This window comes from Maridesulfovibrio frigidus DSM 17176, from assembly GCF_000711735.1.
GTDB classification, from domain to species: Bacteria; Desulfobacterota; Desulfovibrionia; order Desulfovibrionales; family Desulfovibrionaceae; genus Maridesulfovibrio; species Maridesulfovibrio frigidus.
Genome location: NZ_JONL01000002.1, coordinates 203,300 through 229,670, shown reverse-complemented (window position 1 = coordinate 229,670; position 26,371 = coordinate 203,300). Strand labels below are relative to the sequence as shown.

Annotated in this window: 28 protein-coding genes; 4 read left to right on the top strand and 24 right to left on the bottom strand. The window is 44.7% G+C overall.

Translation table 11 applies throughout. From position 1 onward, the window contains the following. Positions 1-42: 42 nt before the first annotated feature. From nusB to BR06_RS0105220, 14 genes are all read right to left on the bottom strand, one after another. Positions 43-504 (bottom strand): transcription antitermination factor NusB, encoded by a 462-nt coding sequence (gene nusB / locus BR06_RS0105285; protein WP_031480853.1) that lies wholly within the window; start codon positions 502-504, stop codon positions 43-45. A 201-nt stretch (positions 505-705) separates the two neighbouring features. Continuing rightward, complete coding sequence (ribH, locus tag BR06_RS0105280) at positions 706-1,176, bottom strand: 6,7-dimethyl-8-ribityllumazine synthase (RefSeq protein WP_031480851.1); 471 nt, start codon at positions 1,174-1,176, stop codon at positions 706-708. Between the two features lie 12 nt (positions 1,177-1,188). Then, positions 1,189-2,409 (bottom strand): bifunctional 3,4-dihydroxy-2-butanone-4-phosphate synthase/GTP cyclohydrolase II, encoded by a 1,221-nt coding sequence (locus BR06_RS0105275; protein ID WP_031480849.1) that lies wholly within the window; start codon positions 2,407-2,409, stop codon positions 1,189-1,191. A 221-nt stretch (positions 2,410-2,630) separates the two neighbouring features. After that, positions 2,631-3,290 (bottom strand): riboflavin synthase, encoded by a 660-nt coding sequence (locus BR06_RS0105270; protein ID WP_031480847.1) that lies wholly within the window; start codon positions 3,288-3,290, stop codon positions 2,631-2,633. A gap of 22 nt (positions 3,291-3,312) precedes the next feature. Further along, positions 3,313-4,461: a bifunctional diaminohydroxyphosphoribosylaminopyrimidine deaminase/5-amino-6-(5-phosphoribosylamino)uracil reductase RibD gene (ribD, locus tag BR06_RS0105265; protein ID WP_031480845.1), complete on the bottom strand. Its 1,149-nt coding sequence runs from the start codon at positions 4,459-4,461 to the stop codon at positions 3,313-3,315. Further along, a complete protein-coding gene (locus BR06_RS0105260; protein WP_031480843.1) occupies positions 4,436-4,891 on the bottom strand; it encodes a deoxycytidylate deaminase in 456 nt (151 codons plus the stop codon). The genes ribD and BR06_RS0105260 overlap by 26 nt, the downstream gene beginning before the upstream one ends. Before the next feature lie 123 nt (positions 4,892-5,014). Next, positions 5,015-6,253, bottom strand: coding sequence for a serine hydroxymethyltransferase (gene glyA, locus BR06_RS0105255; protein ID WP_031480841.1), 1,239 nt, complete (start codon positions 6,251-6,253; stop codon positions 5,015-5,017). Positions 6,254-6,298: 45 nt separating this feature from the next. Then, a complete protein-coding gene (fabF, locus tag BR06_RS0105250; protein WP_031480839.1) occupies positions 6,299-7,537 on the bottom strand; it encodes a beta-ketoacyl-ACP synthase II in 1,239 nt (412 codons plus the stop codon). A gap of 130 nt (positions 7,538-7,667) precedes the next feature. Further along, positions 7,668-7,895, bottom strand: coding sequence for an acyl carrier protein (locus BR06_RS0105245; protein WP_031480837.1), 228 nt, complete (start codon positions 7,893-7,895; stop codon positions 7,668-7,670). Positions 7,896-7,925: 30 nt separating this feature from the next. Continuing rightward, positions 7,926-8,669 (bottom strand): 3-oxoacyl-[acyl-carrier-protein] reductase, encoded by a 744-nt coding sequence (fabG, locus tag BR06_RS0105240; protein ID WP_031480835.1) that lies wholly within the window; start codon positions 8,667-8,669, stop codon positions 7,926-7,928. 102 nt (positions 8,670-8,771) lie between these two features. Then, entirely contained in the window at positions 8,772-9,755 is a 984-nt protein-coding gene (locus BR06_RS0105235; RefSeq protein ID WP_031480833.1) for a beta-ketoacyl-ACP synthase III, read from the bottom strand. Between the two features lie 113 nt (positions 9,756-9,868). After that, positions 9,869-10,894, bottom strand: coding sequence for a phosphate acyltransferase PlsX (gene plsX, locus BR06_RS0105230; protein ID WP_031480831.1), 1,026 nt, complete (start codon positions 10,892-10,894; stop codon positions 9,869-9,871). Beyond that, positions 10,887-11,066, bottom strand: a complete 180-nt coding sequence (gene rpmF, locus BR06_RS0105225; protein WP_031480829.1) for a 50S ribosomal protein L32 — start codon at positions 11,064-11,066, stop codon at positions 10,887-10,889. Before rpmF ends, plsX begins: the two co-directional genes overlap by 8 nt. Before the next feature lie 47 nt (positions 11,067-11,113). Next, positions 11,114-11,632, bottom strand: a complete 519-nt coding sequence (locus BR06_RS0105220) for a YceD family protein (RefSeq protein ID WP_031480827.1) — start codon at positions 11,630-11,632, stop codon at positions 11,114-11,116. Positions 11,633-11,815: 183 nt separating this feature from the next. Here BR06_RS0105220 and rpmB point away from each other — a divergent pair, with 183 nt between their 5' ends. Beyond that, complete coding sequence (gene rpmB, locus BR06_RS0105215) at positions 11,816-12,028, top strand: 50S ribosomal protein L28 (RefSeq protein WP_031480825.1); 213 nt, start codon at positions 11,816-11,818, stop codon at positions 12,026-12,028. Positions 12,029-12,124: 96 nt separating this feature from the next. On the opposite strand, the gene BR06_RS0105210 is transcribed toward rpmB, so the two are convergent. From BR06_RS0105210 to BR06_RS0105200, 3 genes are all read right to left on the bottom strand, one after another. After that, positions 12,125-12,499 carry a SpoIIAA family protein gene (locus tag BR06_RS0105210; RefSeq protein ID WP_031480822.1) on the bottom strand — a complete coding sequence of 125 codons (375 nt, stop codon included), beginning with the start codon at positions 12,497-12,499 and terminating at the stop codon, positions 12,125-12,127. 162 nt (positions 12,500-12,661) lie between these two features. After that, positions 12,662-14,590, bottom strand: coding sequence for a TRAP transporter permease (locus BR06_RS0105205; protein ID WP_031480820.1), 1,929 nt, complete (start codon positions 14,588-14,590; stop codon positions 12,662-12,664). A gap of 87 nt (positions 14,591-14,677) precedes the next feature. Beyond that, entirely contained in the window at positions 14,678-15,667 is a 990-nt protein-coding gene (locus tag BR06_RS0105200) for a TAXI family TRAP transporter solute-binding subunit (protein WP_031480818.1), read from the bottom strand. Between the two features lie 560 nt (positions 15,668-16,227). On the opposite strand from BR06_RS0105200, the gene BR06_RS0105195 reads away from it, so the two are divergent. Next, positions 16,228-16,512, top strand: a complete 285-nt coding sequence (locus BR06_RS0105195; protein ID WP_031480816.1) for a hypothetical protein — start codon at positions 16,228-16,230, stop codon at positions 16,510-16,512. Positions 16,513-16,556: 44 nt separating this feature from the next. Here BR06_RS0105195 and ggt read toward each other — a convergent pair whose 3' ends face one another. After that, entirely contained in the window at positions 16,557-18,227 is a 1,671-nt protein-coding gene (gene ggt / locus BR06_RS0105190) for a gamma-glutamyltransferase (RefSeq protein WP_031480814.1), read from the bottom strand. Positions 18,228-18,489: 262 nt separating this feature from the next. Between ggt and BR06_RS0105185 the strand changes: the two genes are divergently transcribed. Continuing rightward, positions 18,490-19,245 carry a substrate-binding periplasmic protein gene (locus tag BR06_RS0105185; protein ID WP_031480812.1) on the top strand — a complete coding sequence of 252 codons (756 nt, stop codon included), beginning with the start codon at positions 18,490-18,492 and terminating at the stop codon, positions 19,243-19,245. A 70-nt stretch (positions 19,246-19,315) separates the two neighbouring features. Here BR06_RS0105185 and gltX read toward each other — a convergent pair whose 3' ends face one another. The 3 genes from gltX to BR06_RS0105170 form a co-directional block, all read right to left on the bottom strand. Next, on the bottom strand, positions 19,316-20,710 hold the full coding sequence (gltX, locus tag BR06_RS0105180; RefSeq protein ID WP_031480810.1) for a glutamate--tRNA ligase: 1,395 nt from the start codon (positions 20,708-20,710) through the stop codon (positions 19,316-19,318). A gap of 113 nt (positions 20,711-20,823) precedes the next feature. Next, complete coding sequence (locus BR06_RS0105175; protein ID WP_031480808.1) at positions 20,824-21,048, bottom strand: NifU family protein; 225 nt, start codon at positions 21,046-21,048, stop codon at positions 20,824-20,826. An 82-nt stretch (positions 21,049-21,130) separates the two neighbouring features. After that, the gene (locus tag BR06_RS0105170; protein WP_031480804.1) at positions 21,131-22,186 is read right to left on the bottom strand and encodes an HDOD domain-containing protein; all 1,056 of its coding nucleotides are present in this window, start codon (positions 22,184-22,186) and stop codon (positions 21,131-21,133) included. A 487-nt stretch (positions 22,187-22,673) separates the two neighbouring features. On the opposite strand from BR06_RS0105170, the gene BR06_RS0105165 reads away from it, so the two are divergent. Next, a complete protein-coding gene (locus BR06_RS0105165; RefSeq protein ID WP_031480802.1) occupies positions 22,674-22,964 on the top strand; it encodes a SadB/YajI family lipoprotein in 291 nt (96 codons plus the stop codon). A gap of 255 nt (positions 22,965-23,219) precedes the next feature. Here BR06_RS0105165 and BR06_RS0105160 read toward each other — a convergent pair whose 3' ends face one another. From BR06_RS0105160 to BR06_RS0105150, 3 genes are read right to left on the bottom strand one after another with little or no spacing between them, the layout of a single operon-like run. Then, entirely contained in the window at positions 23,220-24,074 is an 855-nt protein-coding gene (locus tag BR06_RS0105160; RefSeq protein ID WP_031480800.1) for a glycine betaine ABC transporter substrate-binding protein, read from the bottom strand. Positions 24,075-24,104: 30 nt separating this feature from the next. After that, the gene (locus BR06_RS0105155) at positions 24,105-24,938 is read right to left on the bottom strand and encodes an ABC transporter permease (protein WP_031480798.1); all 834 of its coding nucleotides are present in this window, start codon (positions 24,936-24,938) and stop codon (positions 24,105-24,107) included. A gap of 1 nt (position 24,939) precedes the next feature. Then, positions 24,940-26,130, bottom strand: coding sequence for a quaternary amine ABC transporter ATP-binding protein (locus BR06_RS0105150; protein ID WP_031480796.1), 1,191 nt, complete (start codon positions 26,128-26,130; stop codon positions 24,940-24,942). Positions 26,131-26,371: the final 241 nt, after the last annotated feature.

The following is a 26,371-nucleotide window of genomic DNA, read 5'->3' as shown; positions in this document are numbered from 1 at the left end:
TTATTGTAGGCAGAAGAGATTCTTCTGCCTACAATAATATAACTAGAATTTCTTAGTAACGGAGAATTTTCCGCCGTCTATGTCGCGTGCTACTGCATCGAGGATTCCATTGATAAAGTTACGGGAATTTTCATCTCCGAACTTTTTAGCAATTTCGATCCCTTCATTGATACCGACTTTAAGGGGAATATCCGCCTTATAAATCAGTTCGTAAATAGCCAGTCTAAGTATCGACAGTTCAACTTTCGCGATGCGCTCGATCTTCCAATGCTTCGAGTAGCTTTTGATGACTTCGTCTAATTCTTCAAGCGTATTGCAAACATTGATCAGCAGGTCGCGAGCGTAAAGAATTAATTCTTCATCTGATTCGCGTGTAACTGCTGGGCTTTGATTGTATATACGTTCACTTGTCCAACCACCGTGCGGAGGGACAAAACTTACACCGTAAAGAACCTGGAAGGCTAATATACGGCCTTTTCTGCGTAAACCTTTAGTCTGGGACATCTGACTTTATAATCCTGTAGGTTCAGACGCTCATGCGCCGTGTCCCTAAGATACAATTAAATTGTTTTTAAAACAACACAACGGGCAATCGGTCTCCGTTTTTAGCCGGAGTCCGGCTGCCCATGTGATAAATATATAACTAATACAGTTGCATGTCCCGTTGGACGAAGCTCCTGACTCATTCGATGTAAAAACTCTGACCTAGATCTGTTCCATTACTCTGATAGTTTCGAGCATTGCGGAAGCAGCTTCAACGCCTTTGTTGCCGCCCTTTGTACCGGCACGTTCGATAGCCTGCTCAAGAGTGTCACAAGTAAGAACTCCGAATCCGATAGGCAGGTTGTTGTCCATGCTTACCTGAGCAACTCCCTTCGCACATTCGCTACAAACGTAATCAAAATGAGGAGTAGCACCGCGAATTACAGTTCCAAGGCACGTGATTCCGTCATACTTGCCTGATTCTGCGACTTTTTTGGTAACTACAGGCATTTCAAATACACCCGGTACTTTAATCAAAGTGATATTTGCTCTGTCACAACCGTGACGAACTAGATAATCAACAGCTCCGCCGACAAGTCTTTCAACGATGAAATCGTTAAAGCGACCTGAGATGAGAGCAATTTTAAGATCTTTTGCGTCCAGCTGTCCTTCGATTGTTTTGATGTGACTCATATTCAGTCTCCCTTATTTCTTGGTATCTTTCAGGTTTTCCAGAAGGTGACCCATTTTATCTTTTTTAGTCTGGAGGTAGTCATGATTCATTTCGCATGCGTCCATTTCGATGGGAACGCGCTTAGTGACTTCAAGTCCGTATCCTTCAAGGCCGACAATCTTTTTAGGATTGTTGGTCATAAGCTTCATTTTTGAAATTCCGAGCTGTACGAGAATCTGTGCGCCGGTTCCGTATTCGCGGAGGTCGGCTTTGAATCCTAGTTTCTCATTCGCTTCAACGGTATCGCAACCCTGATCCTGAAGGTGGTAAGCTTTGATTTTATTACCAAGGCCGATTCCGCGTCCTTCCTGTCTCATGTAGAGCAGAACTCCGCGTCCTTCTTTGCGAATCATACACATTGCAGATGCAAGCTGTCCGCCGCAATCACAGCGCTGTGAACCGAAAACATCACCAGTCAGACATTCGCTGTGGACTCTGACCAAAGTAGGCTCGCTAGGGTCAAGTTCGCCCATCACTAATGCGATGTGTGTGCGATTATCTTCGGAGGAGTGGAAAGCAACAGCTTTGAAATCACCCCAGTTTGTAGGTAGTTCAGCATCAGCTTCGCGGGTTACGGTATGGCTACCGAATTTCATGCGATATTTGATAAGAGCTTCAGTACTACAAATTTTGAGACCGTGCTTTTCAGCGTAAATTTTTAGATCAGGAAGTCTAGCCATTGACCCGTCATCATTCATGATTTCACATATGACGCCGGCTGGTTTCAGTCCTGACAAACGGGAAATATCAACACTGCCTTCTGTCTGGCCAGCGCGAACGAGAACTCCGCCGTCTTTAGCGCGGAGCGGGAAGATGTGACCGGGAGAAACAATTTCTTCAGCTTGAACGCCATCAGCAACAGCAGCTAGAATTGTTGTTGCTCTGTCAGCAGCTGAAATCCCTGTGGTTACGCCATCACGAGCTTCAATGGAAACTGTGAAGTTGGTACCGAACTGAGAATCATTGTTCTGAGCCATCAGTGGGAGTTTAAGCGTGTCGACCATGGCACCGGACATGGCGAGACAGATAAGACCTCTACCGTGTGTGGCCATGAAGTTGATAATCTCAGGTGTTACTTTTTCAGCAGCACAAACGAGATCACCTTCGTTTTCACGATCTTCATCATCGACCATGATAACCATGCGTCCTGCACGGATGTCCTCGATTGCTTCTTCAATTGTACATAAAGGCATATTAATATCCTCGTACTCCAGCATGTCGGAGCGGTTCGTTATTTTTTTACCTGTTCCAATCTCGCGAACAGGAGATGTCTTCTTACCTTAAAAAACAAAAAGGGTGAAATATGTTTTTCATGCAAAAAAAATAAAATTATTTAAGCATGTTATTTGGATAAAAATGGCTGACCTGCAAGTTGTTTGAAACGGCTTTGCACTCAGGCTCATTAAGAAACTGATTAAAATCCATTTTTCTGGAGAAAATCCATGGTCAATTTGCTCTCTGGGCTTTTGCTTTTTGCGGGTTGCCCTGTCCATGGTCCGAGCATTTTCTGTACATATTTTCCGATAACATCGGTTTCAATGTTAACAGGGTACCCCGGTTTCCAATCTGAAATAGTGGTCTGGTCCTGAGTTTCGGGGATGATGTTGACCTCAAGAAAGTCAGAGCCGCAGTCGTTGACTGTGAGGCTGATTCCATCAAGTCCGATCGAGCCTTTCGTAACCACAAACTTACCGTGTTCAGCAGGAAATTTAATTCTGTAAATCTTGGATTCTCCGGCAGGGCGAACCGATTCAACAGAACCTAAGCAGTCCACATGTCCGCTTACAATATGCCCACCCAGTCTGTCGCCCATGGCAAGAGCGCGTTCATAGTTGACTTTTGAACCCGGTTTTAAATTGCCGAGATTTGTGCAGCCCATGGTTTCCTTGCTTGCATAGCAGGAAAACCAGCTGTGACTGAAAGTTTCAACTGTGAGGCATACTCCATTGATGGCAATGGATTCGCCTTGCTGGTAATCTTTAATATCAGGGGCAGTGACTGTAAAGCGGGTTTCTTTACCTCGATTTTCAGCCTTTGCAATTGATCCTTTTCCCTGAATAAGTCCGGTGAACATTTATTGATCCTCTATTGATTTTCTAGTTATCAGTATCAACAGGTTTGAAAACTATTTTTAAATCTTGGCCGCTTTGACAGACTCGGCTGACACGGAAATTAAGAGCGTCTTCCATCAGTTGTCTGTCAGACCCTGCAAAGTTCGGTCTGCCTAGCGCGTTGCCTAGAATGCGTGGTGTTTGATACATTACGAATTCATCTATCAGCCCTTGCTCGGCAAGTGATAAGGCCAGCTTTCCTCCGCCTTCACAAAGGGAGCGCAACACGCAGTGTTTTTCGCGCAAGGATTTAAACCCATCTTCAAATATAAGACCTTTTTCGTCTTGGGGAAGAGGTATAATCTCAATACCTTTATTAACAAGCGACTTAGCGACTTCTGAAGCGGCCTGTTCGGTGGTAGTCCAGAAAATTGTTTCTTTTGCGCGAGTGGTCGTCAGGGTAAAATCATCGTGATTTGTAGGGAGCTTTGTGGTGACAACAACAGCTAGCGGCTGAGTGAATCCTTCGGGTTTTACTTCAAGTCTGCAATTGAGTGATGGATTATCTTCACGCAAAGTGTTCCCGCCCACAATGACAGCACCGACCATGGCGCGCAGATTTTGCACATCTACGAAAGATTCGGGGCAGGATACTGCTTCCTGCTTGCCTGTTGCACCGCCGATTTTACCATCGATTGTGGAGGCTAGTTTTAAAATAGAGTAGGCGCGGTCGCTGTTCTGCCAGAGTAAAAAGTCTGAGATAATATCCAAGCACTCTTCTTCAAGCACACCTGTTTCGACTTTTACTCCCTTGGATTCAAGGAATTCAAGTCCGCCAGAGGCTTTTGGATTTGGATCGCGTGTTCCGATCACAATGTGCGGGATTCCCGCTTCGATGATTCCATGCGTGCAGGGGGGCGTTTTGCCGAAGTGGTTGCATGGCTCAAGAGTGACGAACATGGTGCATTTGGTCATGTCCACATTCTTAGTAATGGCGTCAGCAATGCAGTTGCGTTCAGCGTGAAGTCCACCGCAGTACTGATGCCATCCCTCGGCTACAATTCGGTCGTCACAAACCATCACGGCTCCAACTGTAGGGTTGGGCGCAGTGCGATCTCTGCCACGCAAAGCCAGATTCACAGCGTGAGCCATGAACTGTTCAGAAGAGTTATATTTCGAACTGCATGTGTTCAAACTTAACTCCAGCTTCTTTAAACATGGCTTCTGATAAATCGTCAGGATAACTTTCTGAAAAATATACGGCAGTTACACCAGCATTGATGAGCATTTTGGTGCAGATGAGGCAGGGCTGAGTGGTACAGTAAATTTCACAACCACCAAGCTTGATTCCATGGACAGCAGCTTGAATAATGACATTTTGTTCAGCATGGAGACCGCGGCAGAGCTCGTGGCGCTCACCGGAAGGTACTCCCATGATTTCGCGCAAACATCCTACATCGGCACAATGGGCTATTTCGGATGGTGATCCGTTATATCCAGTGGCGAGGATTCGTTTGTCCTTAACGGCGATAGCACCGACTTTGCGTCTGGTACAAGTTGCTCTTTCCGCGACTTGATGCGTAATGCGCATAAAATATTCAGGCCAAGGAAGTCTGTTTTCCATGGGAAGCTCCCTGCTTTGAAGCTGAGGCGGATTCAGAAATTGCTTCCTGAATCCGCCCTTATGTCAATGAATTTGATATGTAATTAAAACTTCAGCTATTTAGTAGCCGATTTCCAAATATTCCTAGTATGCGAATATTGGGTAATCTTTAGCGAAGTCTGCAATTTCTTTTTTGATAACGGCAAGCTGTGTGTCGTTACCGATAGAACCGATAGCAGCTGTGATCCAGTCTGCAATCTTAGCCATTTCTTCGGTCTTCATTCCACGTGTTGTCATAGCAGGTGTTCCGATGCGGATACCTGAAGTTACGAACGGGGAGCGGGTTTCGAAAGGAATGGTGTTCTTGTTGACGGTGATACCTGCAGCGTCAAGAGCATGTTCGGCATCTTTACCGGTAATGTCTTTGTTGGTCAGGTCTACCATCATAAGGTGGTTGTCAGTTCCGCCTGAAACTAGGTCAAAACCGGCATCCGTCAGGTGTCCAGCAAGAGCAGCTGCATTAGCAACAACCTGTTTCTGGTAATCAACGTATGAAGGAGAAAGTGCTTCGCCGAAAGCTACTGCTTTCGCTGCGATTACGTGCATCAGAGGACCACCCTGAATTCCGGGGAAGATATTTGAGTTTAGTGACTTGCCAAATTCTTCGGAGGAAAGGATCATACCGCCGCGAGGACCACGTAGGGTCTTATGGGTGGTAGTGGTGGTGTAATGCGCGTGCTCAATACATGAAGGATGAACGCCAGCCGCGATTAGTCCAGCGATGTGAGCCATATCTACCATAAGGACTGCGCCTACTTCATCAGCGATCTGACGGAAACGTGCGAAGTCGATGATGCGTGGATATGCACTTGCACCAGCTACGATCATTTTAGGTTTGCACTCTTTGGCAATTTCTAAAACGTTATCATAGTTGATTGTTTTAGTGTCAGGATCAACTCCGTATGATTTAAAATCAAAGAGTTTTCCTGAAAAGTTTACCGGGCATCCATGGGTAAGGTGACCACCATGAGAAAGATCCATACCAAGTACAGTGTCACCGGGCTGTAGAGCCGCAAAGTAGACAGCCATGTTGGCCTGAGAACCGGAATGAGGCTGAACGTTGACATATTCACAACCGAAGATTTCTTTCGCTCTGTTACGAGCAAGTTCTTCAGCCTGATCAACGAATTCACAACCGCCGTAGTAACGTTTGCCCGGGTAACCTTCAGCGTATTTATGAGTCATTACGCTGCCCATAGCCTGACGAACCGCAGTAGAAGTGAAATTCTCCGATGCGATAAGTTCAAGATTGGTCATCTGGCGAGTTACTTCACGGCTGATGGTTGCTGCCACTGCCGGATCTTTCATCATTAGTTCTTCCATGACTAGCTCCAAGAGTTTGACGGTCCCTTACAAAGAGGGGGCCAATTAATCTTCAAATTTTTTGAAGAGCATGCAGGCGTTTGTTCCACCGAATCCGAACGAGTTGCTCAGAGCGTAGTTCGCCTGCTTTTCACGCATTCCGTCTTTACCGTAATCGAGGTCACAGTCAGGGTCAGCTTCAAACTGGTTTGCAGTTCCGGGGATTATGCCGGTTGCAAGCGTTTTTACTGCAAATGCTGCTTCCATTCCTCCGGCTCCACCTAAGAGGTGACCAGTCTGGGATTTGTTAGCAGTGATAGCAATATTTTTAGCATGATCTCCGAAAACTTTATGAATAGCTTTTGTTTCACAAAAGTCGTTCAGTTTGGTGGAGGTTCCGTGCGCATTGATGTGATCAATGTCAGAAGGATTGATACCCGCTTCGCGGATAGCTGCTTCCATCGCAAGAGCCATGCCGCTGCCATCTTCTGGCGGAGCAGTCATGTGGTATGCGTCTGAAGAAGCACCGAAACCGACTACTTCAGCAAGAATCTCAGCACCACGCGCTCTTGCGTGATCGAGTGATTCCAGAAGGAGTAGGCCACAACCTTCACCCATTACAAAACCATTACGACCCATATCAAATGGACGCGATGCCGTTTCGGGATCATCGTTGCGAGTGGAGAGAGCCTTCATGGATGTGAAGCCGGCAAACCCGAGAGGGGTTATGGTGGATTCTGTTCCACCACAGATCATTACATCTGCGCGTCCAAGCATTATGTCGGTGTAAGCGGCGCCGATGGAATGAGTTCCGGATGCGCAAGCTGTACACATGCACATATTCGGTCCGCGAGCTCCTGAAAAAATGGAAACCTGACCCGCTGCCATATTTCCGATAATGATCGGAATAAAGAAAGGAGTAATTTTTCTAGGGCCGGATTTCTGAAGTTTTGCGTGCTGAGTTTCAATGGTCTGAAGACCACCAAGCCCAACGCCAATAACTACTCCGGCGCGTTTGCAATCATCACCTTCAAGTTTAAGCTTTGCACTTCCGAGCAACTGCTCGCCTGCGGCCACAGCTAGCTGTGTGAACCGTTCCATGCGTTTTGCCTGCTTGTGAGGGATGAATTCTTTTGGGTCAAAATTTTTGACTTCGCCAGCAATCTGAGATGTGAATTCACTCGCATCAAAAGATGTAATTTTAGCGATGCCAGACTTACCAGCAAGGAGGTTGTTCCAGCTAGTGTCTATGTCATTACCGATGGGGGTGATGGCGGAAACGGCGGTTACTACTACCCTGTTCATGGTATTATAGCCTGTAATGTATTCGGGAGTTTAGTTTGGCTGGGCCAATGAAAAAAGGAGCGCCTTACACCCGGTAAGGGTTTAGTAAGGCGCTCATTCAAAAGCCTTGTCTAGATCAAAGTCTTATGGACTATTTGCCTTCTACGAAAGCAACAGCGTCTTTAACTTTAAGGATCTTCTGAGCGTCTTCGTCTTCGATTTCGATGTCGAACTCTTCTTCCATAGCCATGATGAGTTCAGTTAGATCAAGAGAGTCTGCGCCGAGATCTTCAACGAAGGAAGCTTCGTCTTTAATTTCGTCTGCGGATACACCAAGCTGGTCTACGATAATTGCTTTTACTTTTTCAGCTGCGGACATAGGTCCCTCCAAATCATTAGGTTTGTTTTATTACATGTACATCCCGCCATTAACGGCGAGAGTCTGTCCTGTGATATAGCTTGAGTTTTCCGACGCGAGGAAGGATACAGCGTTAGCTATGTCATCAGATGTTCCAAGTTTTTTAAGCGGTATGTTTTCCAACATATGAGCCACTACTTCTTCAGAAAGCTCTGCGGTCATATCAGTCGCAATGAATCCCGGTGCAACGGCATTCACTGTGATATTACGCGGAGCAAGTTCAATGGCGCTCGCTTTGGTCAGGCCGATTAGGCCGGCCTTGGCCGAAACGTAGTTTGCCTGGCCGGCATTACCGGCCTGAGCTACTACTGAGGAAATATTTATAATTCTTCCGTAACGCTGTTTCATCATGATCTTTGCAGATTCGCGAAGACATGTGAACGCTCCGGTAAGGTTGATGTCCAGAACTTTGTCCCAGTCAGCATCTTTCATACGAACGAGGAGTCCGTCTTTGGTAACGCCACCATTATTTACAAGGACATCAAGTTTAGCTTTACCCTTGATTTCTTCCTTGAAAAAGGACTTTACCGCTTCACGGTCAGAAGAATCCAGCTTATAGGCTTTTGCCTTTCCACCAGCGGCTTCTATATCGGAACAGACTTTGTCTGCTGATTCAGGACGACTAACGTAAGTAATGATAACGTCAAAACCGTCTTTAGCAAGCTTCTTGGCGCATGCTTCGCCTATGCCTCTTGATCCACCCGTAACGAGGGCGGTGCTTGGCAGATCACTCATCTGTGTTTCCTCTGTATAATTTGTGTAGTCCTGCGTCTCATAGCCTAAAGAGGCTCCGACTGCAAATTTAATATATGCGTGTCCAATGTTGGGCTGCGCTTGCTAGAACTGGATCAGAGATGCTCCCCAAGTTAATCCTCCACCAAAGGTGGTAACTAGGGTCAGATCTCCCTTTTTAACAAATCCGGTTTCTTTTGCTTCAGCGAGAGCAATAGGTATTGATGCCGCTGAAGTGTTCCCGAATTTATTAACGTTAACAAACACTTTTTCGCGCGGAATGTTCAGCTTTTTACCTACAGCTTCGATTATGCGCATATTAGCCTGATGCGGGATAAAAATATCGATGTCATCACTGGTAATATCGTGCTTGGCGAATAGCTCTTTAGCAATGGCAGGCATTGCTCTTACAGCTTTCTTGTAAATTTCGCGTCCATTCATATGTACGAAATGAGCGTCCCCTACAACATCACCCATTTTGTAAGAGCAGGATGATCCACCGCCTCTAACTAGCAGGGCGGTATCCTCTCCTTCTGAGGAGAGAAGAACGTCAATAATTTTCGCTGAACTATCGCTGTTTTCCGATGTGACAACTATCGCTCCGGCTCCGTCTCCGAAAAGAACGCAGGTTGAGCGGTCTTCCCAGTTTACTCGGCTGGTGACAACTTCGCTTCCACATACGAGAATTTTAGCATCTGGATTTAAGGCAACGAAAGCTCTTGCTGTTTCAACGGCAAATACAAACCCTGAGCAAGCAGCTCCGATATCTATTGGAATTTTATTTTTGATACCAAGTCTTTTCATCACCAGACATGCTGTCGATGGGATGTACATATCACCTGTGAAGGTTGCGACTAGAATATGGGTAAGTTCATCCGCGTCCATTTTGGCATCTTCGAGAGCTTTTTTAGCTGCTTCGAAAGCTAGATCCGCGCTGGTTTGATTTTCAACAATCCGGCGTTCTGTGATCCCGGTGCGGGTGGTTATCCATTCGTCAGTAGTATCAACAAATTTTTCAAGATCGGCGTTAGTGTAAGCTCTTTCAGGGACGTAGTAGCCAAAGCCTCTGATATAGGAGAAATTACTCATTGTTACAGTTCCTGTTTTTGACTGGGAGGGGAGCAGTTCTCCTGCTTATAAAGCCTTCCGAAAAAAAATAGCTGTATACATCCGGGGGTGAAGAGTAAAGAGGTCTGGTACTATTAAACTTTGCGCTCGATTATTTCACTGTGCGCGGCCAGACCTTCTTTTAAATGAGCAACGGCATCATTTTTAACAAATCTTGCCGCCATCTCAATGGCTCGTTCGATTGCCAGACTATCAGCCTTACCATGGCAGACAAGGACAATACCTTTTAGCCCGAGTACTGGGGCGCCGCCATATTCAGACGTGTCTACCAGTCTACCGAATCTTTTGAAAGCCTTCATTGCTAACATTGCTCCTAATTTTGAAACAATATCGCGTTTTAGCTCTCCCTTAAGGATATTGCCAAGGCTGTTCGCAAGACCTTCTGAAAGTTTAAGTGCAACGTTGCCTACAAAGCCATCACAGACTGCAACGTCAACGTCTCCGGTAAAAATGTCTCTTCCTTCAATGTTGCCTACGAAATTCAAGGATGAATTCTTAAGCATATTGTAGGTAGATTTTACCAGATTATTGCCTTTGCCTTCCTCTTCACCAATGGTCAAGATTCCGATGCGAGGCTTTTTGATACCGAGAACATCACGGGCAAGCACGTCGGCCATAATTCCAAACTGGAAAAGATGCTCGGGCTTAGAGTCTACGTTGGCTCCAACATCGAGGAGTACCATAGGTTTTTTTTCAGTGGGAAGAATTCCGGCCATTCCGGGTCTAAGCACACCTTTAATTCTACCTATGATAAACATACCCGCAGCTACTGTAGCTCCCGAATTACCAGCACTGACTACTCCGTCAGCGTGTCCTTCTTTCACTAAGCGGCAAGCCACCTGAATTGACGAGTCCTTTTTTTTGCGCATGGCATCAGCAGGTTTGTCTTCCATTGTGACAACCTGAGATGCGTGGACTACGTCAATAGTACATGATCCGGTATCAAGCTTTTTGAGCTCGGACCGGATCATGTACTCATCTCCAACCAAAGTTATTGGAGTGCCGTTCTTTGCGGCGCGAACCGCAGCAGAAACTATTCCCGTAAGGCCGTGATCGCCACCCATGGCGTCAACTGCAATGCGGGGAAGGGTTTTAGGCATCTTCGGTGTTGATTACCTGACGACCCTTATAGGATCCACAAGAAGAGCAAGCTCTGTGAGCAATGATAGGCTCACCGCAATCACAAAAGATTACATTAGGAGGTGTGAGAGCATCGTGAGATCTACGCATACCTCTACGGGACTTGGAAGTTTTCTTTTTAGGCTGTGCCATGACTGTCTCCTGAGAGTGATTTTAAACCGATTTTTGTAAACCGGAATTTAGTTCTTTATCTTAAGATTGCGGAAAACCGCAAGCCTTGGATCGCCCTCTTCTTTTTTACAGGCGCATCCGTCTTTATTTAAATCGGCTCCACATTTATCACAAAGACCCTGACAACCGTTGCTGCATAGGGGTTTTATGGGTAGCGCCAAGACGAAATGTTCCCAAAGGAGAGCTCCAAGTTCGAATTTTAAACCTTCTTTGGTTTTAACCACCGGGGACGGTTCAGTGTCCTCAGCGTCCGCAACCTGTTCAAATTCCTCGAACTCGGTCGAAATATTCTGCTTGTAGTCTGCCGTACATCTATCGCAAACAAGTTTGATTGCTCCAGACGTTTTCCCCCGGACGAGACATCCATTGTCCTGCGGAAGTATAAATACTTCAGTAATAAGAGGTGCCGCAATTTCTGCGTCAACATTACAGTCTTTCATTGTTTCAGTCCAAAAAGACTGATCATCAAAAACTAAATCTTTGCCCTCTTCAGGGATGTCGTTAAGCGTAATCCAAAGTTCTGACATATTTTTCCTCGAGGAAGGGGTTCTATATGAGTTTTTTTTCTTCTGTCAAGGAAAAAGAGCTTGCATTTTCCAGAACCAACGTTTAAATGATACCTCTTTTGTGTGGGTGGAGCAATGCTTCTTCCCGAAGGATTGTATGTTTCGCACAAATATGAAAAGATAAGTTCCATAAGGAGGTTCAACATGTCCCAGGTATGCGATATATGCGGTAAAAGACCACAGACAGGCAATAACGTATCTCACGCTCATAATAAGTCCAAAAGACGTTTTATGCCAAATCTTCAGAATGTTCGTACTCAGCTCCCAACCGGAGAAGTGAAGAGCATTAAAGCTTGCACTCGTTGCATTCGTTCTGGCTCGGTTATCAAACCAGTTGCTAGAAAAGCTGAAAAGTAATTCTTTCAGAGATTTTATTTCGCACGGATTGCCGTGTAAAAAGCCCCGACCATTACTGGTCGGGGCTTTTTTTTGTCACTAATTTTTAGGAGAAACTTATTTCAAAAGAGATTTGCTTGCCCATGCTGTAGCTTCGGCAAGTTCTGCGATGTCGTAAGTTTTAAGTTTGCAGTTCATAAAGGTTCCAGCAATTTCAGTTCCCCATTTGACCCACTTAGGTCCGCCAACAACTACGATTCTATCGAAATCATTTTTGTGAGCATATCCAAATTTAGCATCTTCCCACATTGCTTCCAGTTCCCAGCCTTCGAATTCTTCATCCATGTAAAAGACGATGTTAGCCTTCTTGTACTCTTCGATGATTTTTTTCAGTGCAGGGATCCAAGCTTCAGTGTAATCGCTCTGGGTCAATGTTTTTGTCGCTCTGACGGCCAATAGGTTTCCGGTACTTTCAGACATTATTTCGATCATGTTCTCTCTCCATTCGCTATATGCATTGTTTGTTAGGTTCAATTCAGAACTTCTGTTTAATGTATATCACGTTTTTACGCCATATATTCATACTGCCAAAAAAAAAGGAAAGTTCCGATCTGGAACTTTCCTTTTAAATCTTTTTGATTTTTAAGTGATTGTCTAAGCTGCTTTTAAAGCCTGTTTTTTGAACACTGCTTGTTCGCGCATATACATAGCTAACAGCAACGTTGCGCCGATTGCATGCAATCTCATGTCAGGCCATAGCAGAAGACCTGCTGCGCCCGCATAAGAGACTCTCTGGAAAATGTTCAGAGCGTATGTGTTGAACCCCTCAAAGAAAACGGCAAAACAGAATAGACCAGCTGTTGCGGTGATAACTGTTTCAGCTACCTGCCAGATTGGACCTTCAAATAGAATCGGAGTGTAGCAGAACAGCAACGGTATTATGTAAAGTCCTTTTGCTATTTTCCACGATTCAATTCCAGTTTCAAGTGGCTTTGATCCCGATATTCCTGCGGCACTATAGGCCGCGAGGCACACAGGCGGGGTAACGTTTGCATCCTGTGAGTACCAGAAGATAAGCATATGGGCTGCAATTAGGCTTGTCCCGAGCATCTGCATTGCCGGAGCTGCAAGCACTGCTAAAACGATGTAGGAAGCTGTTACGGGCAGTCCCATCCCCAAAATGAGGGATGCGATGGCAACCATGAAGATTGTCAGTATCAAACTGTCTCCGGCAAGCATGGTAATTAGCATTGAGAATTTAATTCCCATCCCGACCATCAGGACAACTCCGATGACGATACCTGAGCAAAGCAGAATTACACCTGTGGTAACCATATTAATACCGCCTGAAGCCAGAGCATCAAGGACATCCTTGCCGGACATGCGGGTTTTGGGATTGAGCCAGCTTGAAGCTACAATCGAAACGATTCCTCCACATGCTGCAAATGTCGGCGTAAATCCGACCATGAGCAGTCCCATTAGAACTCCAATGGGGATAAAGAAGTTCCAGCCTTCTTTGATTACTTCACGTAGTTTCGGTATATCTTCTTCAGGTACACGTTTGATACCTAATTTTTTTGCGCGTAGGTGAACAAAAAATGCGACACTTACGAAATACATAATTGCAGGAATGAATGCCACCCCGACAATTGTCAGGTATGGAATTTGAGTCCACTGACTCATGATGAATGCCCCTGCTCCCATAATTGGAGGCATGAGCTGCCCGCCCGTGGAAGATGCCGCCTCAACCGCTCCTGCAAACTTGCTAGGGAAACCGGTTCTTTTCATCATGGGAATGGTTATTGAACCTGTTCCCACTGTATTAGCTACGGCGCTACCGGATATTGAACCCATGAATCCGCTGGCAAACACTGCCATTTTCGCAGGTCCGCCGATAGTACGTCCCATTGTCGCCAGTGCCAGTTTGATAATGAAATCTCCGGCCCCTGATTTGATTAGGAACGAGGCAAAAAGTACGAAGAGGAATACGAACGTACTAGATATTGTAGCGATTGTTCCGAATATTCCGTCGGGAGCAAAGTACATGCGGTAAAGCATGCGCGGTACTGTTACCCCTGGGAAATGCCATAACCCGTCAAGGTAGCGTCCGGCTCCAAGGCCATATGCTAGAAATATTATTGCGAGTGACGGAATTAAAAATCCGGTTGTACGTCTTGTTAACTCCATCAGCAGAACCATGGCGAGTCCTGCCACGATTAAGTCCACTAATACAGGAACTTCGTTTCGCATGTGCAGGGCATCTTCAAAAAAGACCAAATAGAAGCCTACTGCGAATGATAGAGTAGCGAAGAAGTAGTCTAAGGGAAGTGTTGCTCTCGCATGCTTTTTTAAAAGCGGATACTGTATGAAACCAATGAACAGCATGAATGAGTAATGTATGGCATTTCGCTGGATTTCCGGCATAACACCGACGGTGTTTACCCATAGATGGAAGAGCGAACATATAATACCTACTACATATATGAGTTGGGCCGTTTTGCCCTCAAAAACTCTTTTGATCGCCAGAGTTTCACCGCCTGAATCTTCTTGTACTGCGGATTTTTCATTTTTAATGTCAGCCATGCTTATCTCATCCTTGGAAATATATTCTTGAAACAAATGGCGGCGGGAGTATTGGTCTCCCGCCGTCATTAAATGGGTACTGTTCGTTTATTTAATTACGCCGGCTTCACGGTAGTATCTTTCTGCACCTGGATGCAGAGGAGCTGGCAAACCTTTTGTTGCGCGCTCAAGGCTCATTGCTTTAGTCGCTTTGTGAATGTTGTTCAGGAATGAAAGGTTTTCGTAAATAGTCTTGGTCATGAGGTATACAGTTTCTTCAGGGAGATCAGCACGACATGCTAGGAAGTTTGGCTGTGCGATGGTGTTGATGTCTTTTACCTGGGAAGGGTATGTACCTGCTGGGATTACATACCTGTTCCAGATTGGAAACTGCTTCTGGATTTTAGCAAGCTGTGCGTCTGTGAAGTCTAGGACTGTGACGTCGTCAGCTCCGAGCTGTGCATAAAGCTGAGTAATAGCTGCGGCAGGAGGGCCGGCAGGAATGTTTGCTCCTGCAATGCGGCCATCCATCATAGCCTGTGCAGATGGAGTGTAGCCAAGGAATTCAAGTGTTAGGTCCTTATCTACATCTACGCCCATGATTTTGAGCAGAGTTCTACCGGAGCCTTCAGATCCGCTACCACGCTTGCCGATTGAAAATTTTTCGTCGAGGGTTTTCAGATCTTCGATGTTTCCGTTTTTCAGGTACTTATTCAGGATTGGGAAATGTTCAACGTTTTCCCAAAGCATTGAAATACTTCTGAATCCTTTGAAAGCTTGTCCTTCGTAAGGGCCTTTGCCTTCGTATGCGTTAAGGCCGTAAAGAGCCTGTAAGATAGCAAGGTCAGCTTCTTTGTTCTTAAGCATCTGTACGTTTTCGCCGGAACCAGCGGAGTTGATTGCTGTCGCGGTGATCTTTTCGCTCTTCGCAAGCTTGATGCTGATGAGCGTGCCGATTGCAACTCCAACAGGGTAGTAAGTTCCGCCAGTTGTTGCTGTTGCGAGAATAAGGTTTTTGTCGCTGGCCTGTGATGGGGCAGCAGCGAATGTGACACAGATGATGCAAGCTAAGAGCAGGCAGGAAAGACTTTTTAACATTACTCCTCCAGAGTTTGTTTGTGTAGCGTATGGGGTGAAAAAATAAATCAATATAAATACCATATGTTGTATGGAATTATCGATTTAAAAAGTTGGTGAGTGAAAAAAGCTATAGTCTAAAATGCCCAAAAACGCCAGTTCTAAAGGGTTCATGGGTTTTTTCCTGTGTTGATTGGTCGATCAAACATAAGTGTAAAATGTGTTCGAAAAGGTTCTTTTTGAACAAAAATGATTATTAGTTAAAAATAATCATTAAATGAAAGATAGAGCTTGGTGTTTTTGCGTAAACAGGAAGGAGTGTCGTTTGTTTTTAACAAAATGGTAATTAATTAAAAACAAATTTGTCTTGTTTGTGATGCAGAACGAAGTGATGACCGCGCCAAATATTCACCTAACTAGAAGTATGAATAAAGCTGGTGAGGGGCGATTTCCTCGCAATGAAGTGTGGTTCTTGCGGTGTCTAGAATTGAGAGTATAAATGGTTTTCGAAATGCTAGATTCCACAAGCGGTACGTAGAAGGTGTTTGGGATTATATAATTTTTTACTTGAGAGATATGAAATGTCAGAGCTTACGATTGAGCAATTGGAAAAAAGACTGAATGATCTTTTAGGGGATGATGTTCCTGAACAGGCTACGCAAGATGTTAATGTAGCCTTGCAAGTGGCTGAAATTGTGAAGTCTAAAGGGTTCTCTTTTCAAATGGAGGACCTTTGTCGCCGGAGCATGGATGATTGTATGTGGCGTGTAGTTTATTCAAAAGACGGTGTGGAGTTTAGTGCGGATGATCCTAGAGCTGCAGTTGCAGTCTGTTCTGCCTTGGTGAAAGCTTTAGATAGTATCTAAATCATAGATTAAGGCCACCCTGTACTGGGTGGCCTGTTTTGATATTAGCATAAACAGTTTGCGATTCCGTCAGATCTAGGATCACATCCCGCGCACAAGGTTCCTGTCGTTTCATCTCTACTTATGATCTGCCCGCGTCCAAATAGGACCCGATCATACCCTTTACGGACTTCAATTTCGTGCCCCATATCTTCAAGTTCCTTTAATATTTCACTGGGAATGCCTTCTTCGACGCAAATTTTACCACCTGCTTCTCCCGGTTCGATACAGAACCTGAGTCTGTTTAAAGCTTCCTGCGGGTTGGCTCCATCGTCAAGCATGGCCGAGATAACTTGCATGTGTCCCTGAGGCTGCATAAATCCACCCATGACTCCGAAGACAGAATGGAGTGATCCATTGGCGCGGAGACAAATTCCAGGGATAATGGTGTGATATGTGCGTTTTCCTGGTGCAAGCACGTTTGGATGGGACGGGTCCAGAGAGAAATTGTGTCCACGATTTTGCAGTGGGAATCCCAGTCCGTCCGGTACAATTCCTGTCGCAAAATTCATATAGATAGAGTTGACCATGGAACAGCCGTTTCCATCTTTATCAACTACATTGAAATAGACTGTGTCAGAGCTGTTTACAGGTACGCCGCTTTCAGCGTCGGGATTAGCTTTTCCCGCATGTATTTCGGAAGCTCTTTTTGCTCCATATGCTGGTGAAAGTAGTTTGCTTAGCGGTGTTTCATATACTGTGTGGTCTGTAATGTGGAGCCTTGCGTCTGCGAATCCAAGGCGCATTGCTTCAATTTGATGATGCAATCTTTGAGCTGAACCGGGCCCACCTTTGCCCACAAGGTCGATGTTTTCGAGTGTGTTCAGAGCAAGCAGGGCGGCAAGTCCTTGTCCGTTGGGCGGGCATTCATGAATCTCATACCCTCTGTAGTCCGCTTTAATTGAGTCAGCCCAGATGCTTTCGTGGTCTGCCATATCATCCATGGAAAGAAAGCCGCCATTTTCACGAACTGTAGTTACGATCTTCTCTGCAATTTCACCCGTGTAAAACAGCTTTTTAGCTTCCTGCGGACTTAGCTGTGCAAGGGAACGCAGTACATCAGCAAGAACTTGATTGTGCATGATCTCGCCAGCTTTAGGAGCTTTGTCGTTGAGCAGTAGTGTCATTCCTCCGGGGCTTGTAGTGAGTATCTCGTTCTCGCCATCTTTCCATAGTTTGGCAGTTACCGGGCTGACGGGAAAGCCTTCTTCAGCAAACCGTATGGCGGGTGCAAAAATTTTTGAAAGTGGCAGAGTTCCGAATTTGTCGACTAGATCGCACCACATGGCGCATGTACCGGGGACGTTAACGGTCATAGCGTGGCGCGTAGGTAATGAACCTTCGATGCCCATAGCTTGAATTTTTTCGAGCGTCATTTCGCTAGGAGATTTGCCTGACCCATTCAGCGCAGAAACTTTTTTATCGGCTGCCGTGTAGTAAAGAGCAAATGCATCACCGCCAAGCCCTGTGCTGCAAGGTTCGATCACGGCAAGGGCGGCTGCTATTGCAATCGCTGCATCCGCTGCGTTTCCGCCTGCGCGTAGCATTTCAAGTCCAGCTTCAGTCGCTAAAGGCTGGCTAGTCGCAACCATGCCTTTCGTTGAGTAGACAGGTGATCGTCTCGCGTTGAAGGTAAATTCGGGCTGTGCGTGGTCAGATATTTCGAAGGGGCTCATATATTATTCTCCGTTTTATACTGGTATGTCGGCTGCTATAGTAGTGAAAATAGATTAGATATTGCAAGCTTAGTTTTGTGCGTAAAGACGAAGTCCTGTTTGTGTATTACTTTCTGCTATGATGTTCCAAATAGTGCCGTGGGTAGGTGATAATAGTATTTAGTGGGGGTGAAGAGTTCTTTTCGTTATATTTTATTGTATTTTACCATGTAAATTTAGCCATGTAATTGCTTTTTCAGTCTCTATGTCTTAACGTTACAGTATGAAAATTCTTATCCATGTCATATTATTTGCCTATTTTTCTTTTTTTACGGCACAGATAGCATCTGCAGGTCCTCTCAGAATTATGTCCGAAAGTTATCCCCCATTTAGCTATAAGGTTAATGGGCATGCTGAAGGATTTGTTTCAAACATTGTCAATATTCTAAGAGGGCAACTGGGCGAGGAGCATACTGAAATTGTTTTTCTCCCTTGGGCTAGAGCATACCAAAATCTGCAAAATGGACGGGCTGATGTTCTTTACCCTATGGTTATTACTGCGGAGCGGAAGAAGTTATTCAAATTCGTTGGTCCTGTTTTTACTAGTAATGTTTATTTTTACCGAAAAAAAGGGGCAAATGTAAGTTTTATAAGTATTGAAGAGACTAAGAAAAATTCTAGAATAGCTGTAACACGTGATGCTGCTTACCATCAAATACTGTTTGAAACAGGATTTACTCATCTTGATGTCAGCTCTTGTCAGAGATTAGATTTTCTTAAGTTAGTGAAGGGGCGTGTTGATTTTGTTCCTATGGGGGAGCGAATTATACAGGGCTTTTTAAAAAAGTATCCTGAGCTTGATTATTCAATGTTTGAAAAAGCAGGTCCGGCATTGTTTACCGTTGATACTTACATAGCATTTGCTTCTCATGTTCCTGATGAGGTCGTTCAAAGGTGGCAGAACGCTTTGGATGAAATTAAAGGGAACGGCATTTACCAATTCATAATTGATTCTTATTTTGAGCAGCATAATGATTAAATATTCCACACAAAAAAGCCCCGCACTTACTTAGTGCGGGGCTTTTTTGTGTGGTCTTTTAAGGGGAAAACTATACGAGAGTTACGGTCTTCTTCATGCGGGCAATGGTTTCTTCTTTTCCCATAACGAGCATAAGATCATACAGGCCGCCGGGGCTTTGGACCTTTCCGCAAAGTGCAAGTCTGACAGGCTGCCCTATTGCTTTGAATTTAAGCTCTTTTTCTTCGAGGTACCCTTTGTGGATAGCTTCAAGTGAATCATGGCTGAATTCAGCGTCCGCTTCGATCTTAGCAGTGATTGCTTTAAGGTGCTCTATTGCTTCTGGAGTCAGAACTTTTGCTACATTCTTTTCGTCATATGTAAGCTCATCTGTACTTACTAAGAAGAAATCACACATGTCGGCCATTTCTTTATAATTGGTAGCGCGGGGCTGGAGCAGAGGAATAATCTTTTCTAAGTATTCGTCCGCAACCTCTGTTCCTTCTGGAAGGAAGGAGCGCATACCGGGAATTAATTCTGCCGGAGCTTTTGCTTTGATATATTCACAGTTCACCCAGTCCAGCTTCTTAGTATCAAAAACAGAAGCGGAATTTCCGAGATGTTCTGTGTTGAAAAGCTCAATCAGCTCATCTTTAGAGAATATTTCTTGATCACCGTGAGACCAGCCAAGGCGAACAAGGTAGTTCACAACTGCTTCAGGCAGGTAACCCATTTTTTCATATTCCATGACGGAAAGTGCGCCATGTCTTTTGGAAAGTTTTTTCTTGTCAGGTCCCAAGATCATAGGAACATGGCCGAAGCGTGGAACGTCCCATCCAAGTGCCTTATAAATAAGAACCTGACGCGGGGTGTTGTTGATATGGTCATCACCGCGAACAACCTGAGTAACTCCCATAGTGTGATCGTCAACTACAACAGCTAAGTTGTAAGTAGGTGCTCCATCTGAGCGGCGCAGGATCATATCATCAAGTTCGATGTTTTCGACTGTGATGGGGCCTTTGATCATGTCATTGAAAGAGGTGCGTCCTTCGACAGGTGTTTTGAATCTTACAACTCTATTTTCACCGGGGCCGATATTCTTTTCGCGGCAAGAACCGTCATATTTAGGTTTACGCTTTTCCTTCATGGCTTTTTCGCGCATGGCATCAACCTGTTCGGAGGTACAGTCACACCAGTAAGCGTGGCCAGTTTCGATTAGTTTATCGATGTAGCTGTTGTATAGATCAAAGCGTTCGCTTTGAAACATTAACTCACCGTCCCAATCCATACCTAACCATTTCATGGATTCAAGGATCGCATCAGTGTATTCCTGTGTGGATCTTTTCTGGTCGGTATCTTCAATTCTCAGAACAAATTTTCCGCCATTGTGGCGAGCTAAAAGCCAAGAAAAAAGAGCGGTTCTTGCTCCGCCGATATGTAGATGTCCTGTAGGACTTGGTGCAAAACGGGTTACTGTATTGCTCATCGAAAAATCTCCTGAGAGTTATTAGGGAAAATGCGTATAATAGAAAAAACCGCAAGAGATCGCGGCTTTTGTTCTTTAGGTATTCAGTGGTTTAAATTCAAGGTGTGGGAACGTTAATCGACTGATTCAACGCCTTCAAGCTCTGGAATAAGTTTAAGAAGGGTGCGCTGGATTACATTTTTTAACGTTTTCTGTGACATAGGGCAGCCTTTGCATGCGCCCTGAAGGCGGACTATAGCAATCCCTTTATCTGTTACCTCTACGAGTTCAACGTTGCCACCATCAGCTTGTAAAACAGGTCTGACTTTTTCGAGTGCAGCTTCGACTCTATCGTGCATGGTAAATCCTCCGGTTTGGTATGCATGGTCAAATAATGCCTTTAACGAACCTTGTCAACGCACGGAGGATTTGGTGCGCGTGCTAAGTTCCCATGGTCGTGAGGATAGAGAATGCGTCTTCAAGGATAGGTCCAAGCCCTGCATCAAGCTCTTTAAGCTTGTCAGGAGTAAGGCCGCTTTCTTCCCATCTTTCATTTTTGACATCCTGAATGAAAAAGTCTCCACTACCGCCTATTCCAAGCGTTTTAGCAATAATGTTGGCAAAATAGACGTATAATGATTCAGGTGTCTTTGCGGCCTTTGTTGCATTGTGGTGGTATAGTACAGCTGTTACCAGCGAGAACGGCAGATTCCATTTGCGCAGAAGCATTCCGCCGAGTTCTGAGTGGTCGAACCCTGCAACAATCCTTTCCGCTTTGAACATCAGAGCGCCTTTATTCCGTGAAATAGCAGTCGCAGCGATGGCCCGGTCAGGCAGGGTCATCATGAATACAGGGCGTCCTATGTCGTGAAGAAGTCCGGCTACGAAACATTTTTCAGGTGAGCCTTGCTTAAACATCTTTGCAAGCTGGCTGGCTATAATTCCGCAGGCAAAGCTGTGTCTCCAAAAAAGTTCAAGATCAAGTATATCTGTAGGAATACCTTTGAACATATCCATAACGGACGTTCCTAGGGCCAGAGTCGAAAGTTGCTTAGTTCCAATAACTGCAACTGCTCTGGATATTGTGTCTATCTGAGAAGGAAAACTGTAGAAAGAGCTGTTTACCATGCGCAGCAGGAATGCAGAAAGAGCTGTATCCTGTGAAATAACGTTTGCTACATCTGTAGCGGAGCTGGCTGGATCATTAATAACCTGCCTCATTTCAATGAAAACCTGTGGCAAAGACGGCAGTTTAATATCAGATTGCATCAGTGACATTGGATTCACTGGTTCAAATCTTTTTTTGGGCATGGGAAGAGGTTCACCCTTTCTGTATAACTCAGGGTGCTCAATTAAATCTCTTGCTACATGATCAAGTCCCAGCTCATACAATGTGGCGAGAACTGGTTTGCTTCTATCTGCATGGGCAAATCGTTCATCCATCAAGGCCGTTGCTTCTGCAAGTGTGTCTTCTGGGATAGTTATATCTTCGGTCATATATGGTACCGCATTGCTTGGGGTTAATTGCTTAATACAACATTACACCAAATAAGATTGATAGCAAAGAAGTGATTGCTGTCAATGATAAGTCTGATCTGTTTAGGTTTGATAGTAAAATGTCCGAATATAACCGTTTCACACTATCCATAATACTTTCAAGAGTGTTATTTGTGGCGGTAAAATATTAAACTTTGCGGCTGCTAGCAAATAACAGGTTATGCCTAGTTGTATGAACTAACCTGATGGTTTGATCAGATACAACTGATCGGTAATGCACAAGGTGCTGAGGAGTGATAAATGCCGATAAAAAATATTTTTTAAATAATAAAACTTGTTGACGGGGTGACATGGGATGATGATAACGCAAATATAAGCGAGTTAGACGGAAATATTGAGCTGCGTTTATATTGCTATTTTAAAGATAAATTGGCGCTTAAAAACATTATTTTGAAAAACTTCCCAACCAAATTTAAGGAGATTTAATATGGATTTAGTCAAAGACGTAGATGTTCCTTGTATGGCTGAGGGTATCGGCTTAGGAAAATTGACGGTTAAACACCCTTCAGGGTCTTGTGGTAAGCCCGTATTTGTTGCTGAGTCCTCGACAACCGCATACGGACCTACAGAAGTCTCATCAATACAACCTTTAGATGGCCAAACTTACTCCCCAGAACAGCTGGAGTATATTCGGTTACACGGGTTACAGGTGCAGGGGGCGCTTGCATGGTATATGGAAGGCTGGGAGCCAAGTGAACATAAATGCGAAGGGCATTAGATCCTGCTCTTCCTCATAAGGTTTAGCTCAAAACTTGAGCTAAACCTTATATCGTGGGTAAGGTTAGCTCCTGTTGGTGGTGTTTCGGGTGTCAGGGTGATAGCTGGAATGGGGTTTGGCATAAAAAAAGGGTTTACAAACAATCCTAAAATTGTTCGTAAACCCATGATTTAACCGTGGTAACCAGAACGAAGCTTGAATTTGTACAAGCCCAAGATCAGGGAACTTTAGTTTTCTAAGAATGCGGGTTGCGGTCTATTTCAACCAGCCATCAACCTGTTCTTTGTTTTCTTTGATGAAACGCTTAGCGTTTTCGTATGGATCAGCGTCTTCTGCCTGATTCCAAGCCATGACCATCTGAAGCTGGTTTGCGTCTTTCCATGCAAACTTATCAAGGAAAGCATATACTTCAGGCTTGTCTTCTTTGAGGCCTTTACGAACGATGGTGTTAATTGTTTCTTCGCCGCCTAGGATTCCTTTAGGATCTTTCAGGTATTTCATATCCCAGCGACCGAATAACCAGTGTGGGGACCAAGCAGTAACAACGATCCATTCTTTGTTCTTAATGGCGTTGTTAAGGCTAGCAGTCATAGTTGCTCCTGAACCTTCCATGAGTTCGAGGTCAGTAAGCTTGTACTCTTCCATGGCTTTTTCAGAAAGGCCCATGAGTCCAGCGCCTGGATCAATACCGATGATCTTGCCGTCTAACTTGTCAGCGTATTTATTAAGGTCAGCAATTGAATCTACTGTAACATAAGTCGGAACAGCCCAACCAAGTTTTGCTCCGCTTACAGTCGGTCCGAGGTTAACAACGTTTTTTTCTACTCTTTTAAGGTACTCAGCGTGTGTTACAGGAAGCCATGCAGTTGCCATTGCATCAACATCACCTGTTGATACAGCTTGCCACATGATAGCCGCTGCTACTGGAAGAACTTCTACTTCGTAACCCATACGCTCTTGGAGAACAGCTTTGATTACGTTGGTAGTCGCTGTAGCGCAGTCCCATTCAACGTATGCAAGCTTAACTTCTTTTTTGTCGCCAGCGAAAGCTGGGAATGCAAGGGAAGCCACAAGTAGAGCCGCCATGGCTAGTGTCAAAATCTTTTTCATTTTCTCTCCATTTTTAAGAGTTTTCGTAAATTATTGCTTTCTAGTACCTAATTTCTGTAAAACACGGTCCATAATAATGGCCACGATAACGATGCCGATGCCTGCCTCGAATCCTTTGCCCATCTGAAGGCGCTGAATTGCTTTCCAAACTTCTCCACCAAGGCCTTTCGCTCCAATCATCGCTGCAATAACTACCATAGATAGCGAAAGCATGACAGTCTGATTTACTCCGGCCATGATAGTGGGGGTTGCAAGGGGGAGCTCAAGCTTAATGAGTCTTTGCCAGCGTGTAGATCCGAAAGCTTCGGAGCACTCGATAAGTTCTTTAGGAACTTGCTGAATGCCGAGACATGTGAATCTGATTGCCGGAGGCATCGCAAAAATAACGGTGGAAAATATGGCCGCAACCTTACCCAATCCGAAAAACGGGATGGCAGGGATGAGGTATACAAATGCTGGCATGGTCTGCATAACATCAAGCACTGGCATTACTGTTTTGTTCACGTATTTGCTCATGGCAGCCAGAATTCCGGTAGGTACACCGATCATCAAGGCCATAAGAGTGGATACGATTACCAGTGAAATGGTGCTGACGGTAGCTTTCCATAAACCCATGTTCCAGATCAGCAAAAGTCCTGCTATTGAAAACAGGGCTATGCGCTTGCTTCTGGACAGTCTCCAGGTGAGCAGGCTGACAATGATGATAAAGAGCCACGGTGGAAGAGAGAGCATGCCAGTCTGTACTATGTCTAGCCCTGTATCCAGTACTTCAGAGAACGCTCTTGTTGCAAATGAGCAATGCTCAACTAGAAAATCAATGCCGGCTTCAATTGTTTTGCCGACGGGTATGCGTGGGATGTCCATATTAATTGCCCCCTCTTTCAGCCATCGCGGCAATTAATGAACCTCGGATAATTACGCCCCTTAATTTGTTGTCGTCATCAACAACAGCTAGCGGATAGCCGAGATCCTGCATAATAATAAATAAATCCTGAGCTGGCGTGTCTAGATGTGTTGTTTTGCAGGTTGTGCAAATTACACTTCTAAGGTCGCTTGAGCCTTCTTCGACAAGTTTAGCGCAGTCCTGCGCATTGACAACGCCCATAAGTCTGCGCTCTTCGTTCAATATAAAAAGGCTGGAGATGCTATTTTTACGCATTTTGCGAAGAGCAGCTCTTGGTCCATCCGTTTTGATATGACCGGCAGCTTCCGTCTTTTTCATTACGGATTCGGCTGTGAGAACTTTGGTGATATCGACATCTTCTACAAAGCGGGAGACGTAATCGTTAGCCGGATTAGTCAGGATGTCTTCGGGGGTTCCTACCTGAACTATTTCTCCGTCCTTCATGAGAACAATGCGATCGCCAAGTTTTAATGCTTCATCAAGGTCATGACTGATGAAGAGGATTGTCTTCTGCATGCGGTCCTGCAAGCTGATAAGTTCGTCTTGCATGTCTCGGCGAATAAGTGGATCGAGTGCGCTGAAAGCCTCATCCATAAGCAATATGTCTGGATCAAGAGCAAGTGCTCTGGCAAGTCCAACTCTTTGCTGCATTCCACCAGAAAGCTGGCTCGGATATGAGTCTTCCCATCCTTTAAGGCCAACAAGCTCAAGTGCTTCGTACGCTTTTTTGCTGCGTTCTTCTGGTTCCATACCTTTTATTTCAAGGCCGTATTCTGCGTTCTGGAGAACTGTACGATGAGGAAATAGAGCAAAGTTCTGAAAAACCATTCCAAGTTTTTCAAGACGTACTTTGCGTAGTTCATCCTTATTTAAGGATGTAAGGTCGATGCCATCAATGAAAATGCGGCCTTGAGTGGGTTCAATCAGTCTGTTTATGCATCTGACGAGAGTGGATTTACCACTGCCCGAGAGACCCATAACAACGACTATTTCACCCTCTTCAACGGAAAAAGACGCGTTATTAACGCCAACTCCGTGCTTGGTCTTTTTCATTATTTCATCCTTAGATGCTTTTTGTTCAAGCATTGGGATGACTTTAGCTGGCTGAGGGCCAAAGATTTTGTAAAGGTTTTCGACGCGTATTTTTTCCATGATTTCTCCAGTTAGAAAACCAAAAATCCGCCTTCAGCTTAAAGCTTGGCGGGAGAGTTAAGTGATATACTTAATGTATTATTAAAGTATCTTTTTATGCAGTATAAAAAAATAACAGTACGTTTTAATGCAGTAATTGTTTGTTGCTATAGTATGTCTCTCGTTGCATTGAATGTACAAGTCTAGTGCATTGAATGCAAGTTCGTTACATTTGTTAGAGTAAAACAAAATTTAAAAGAGA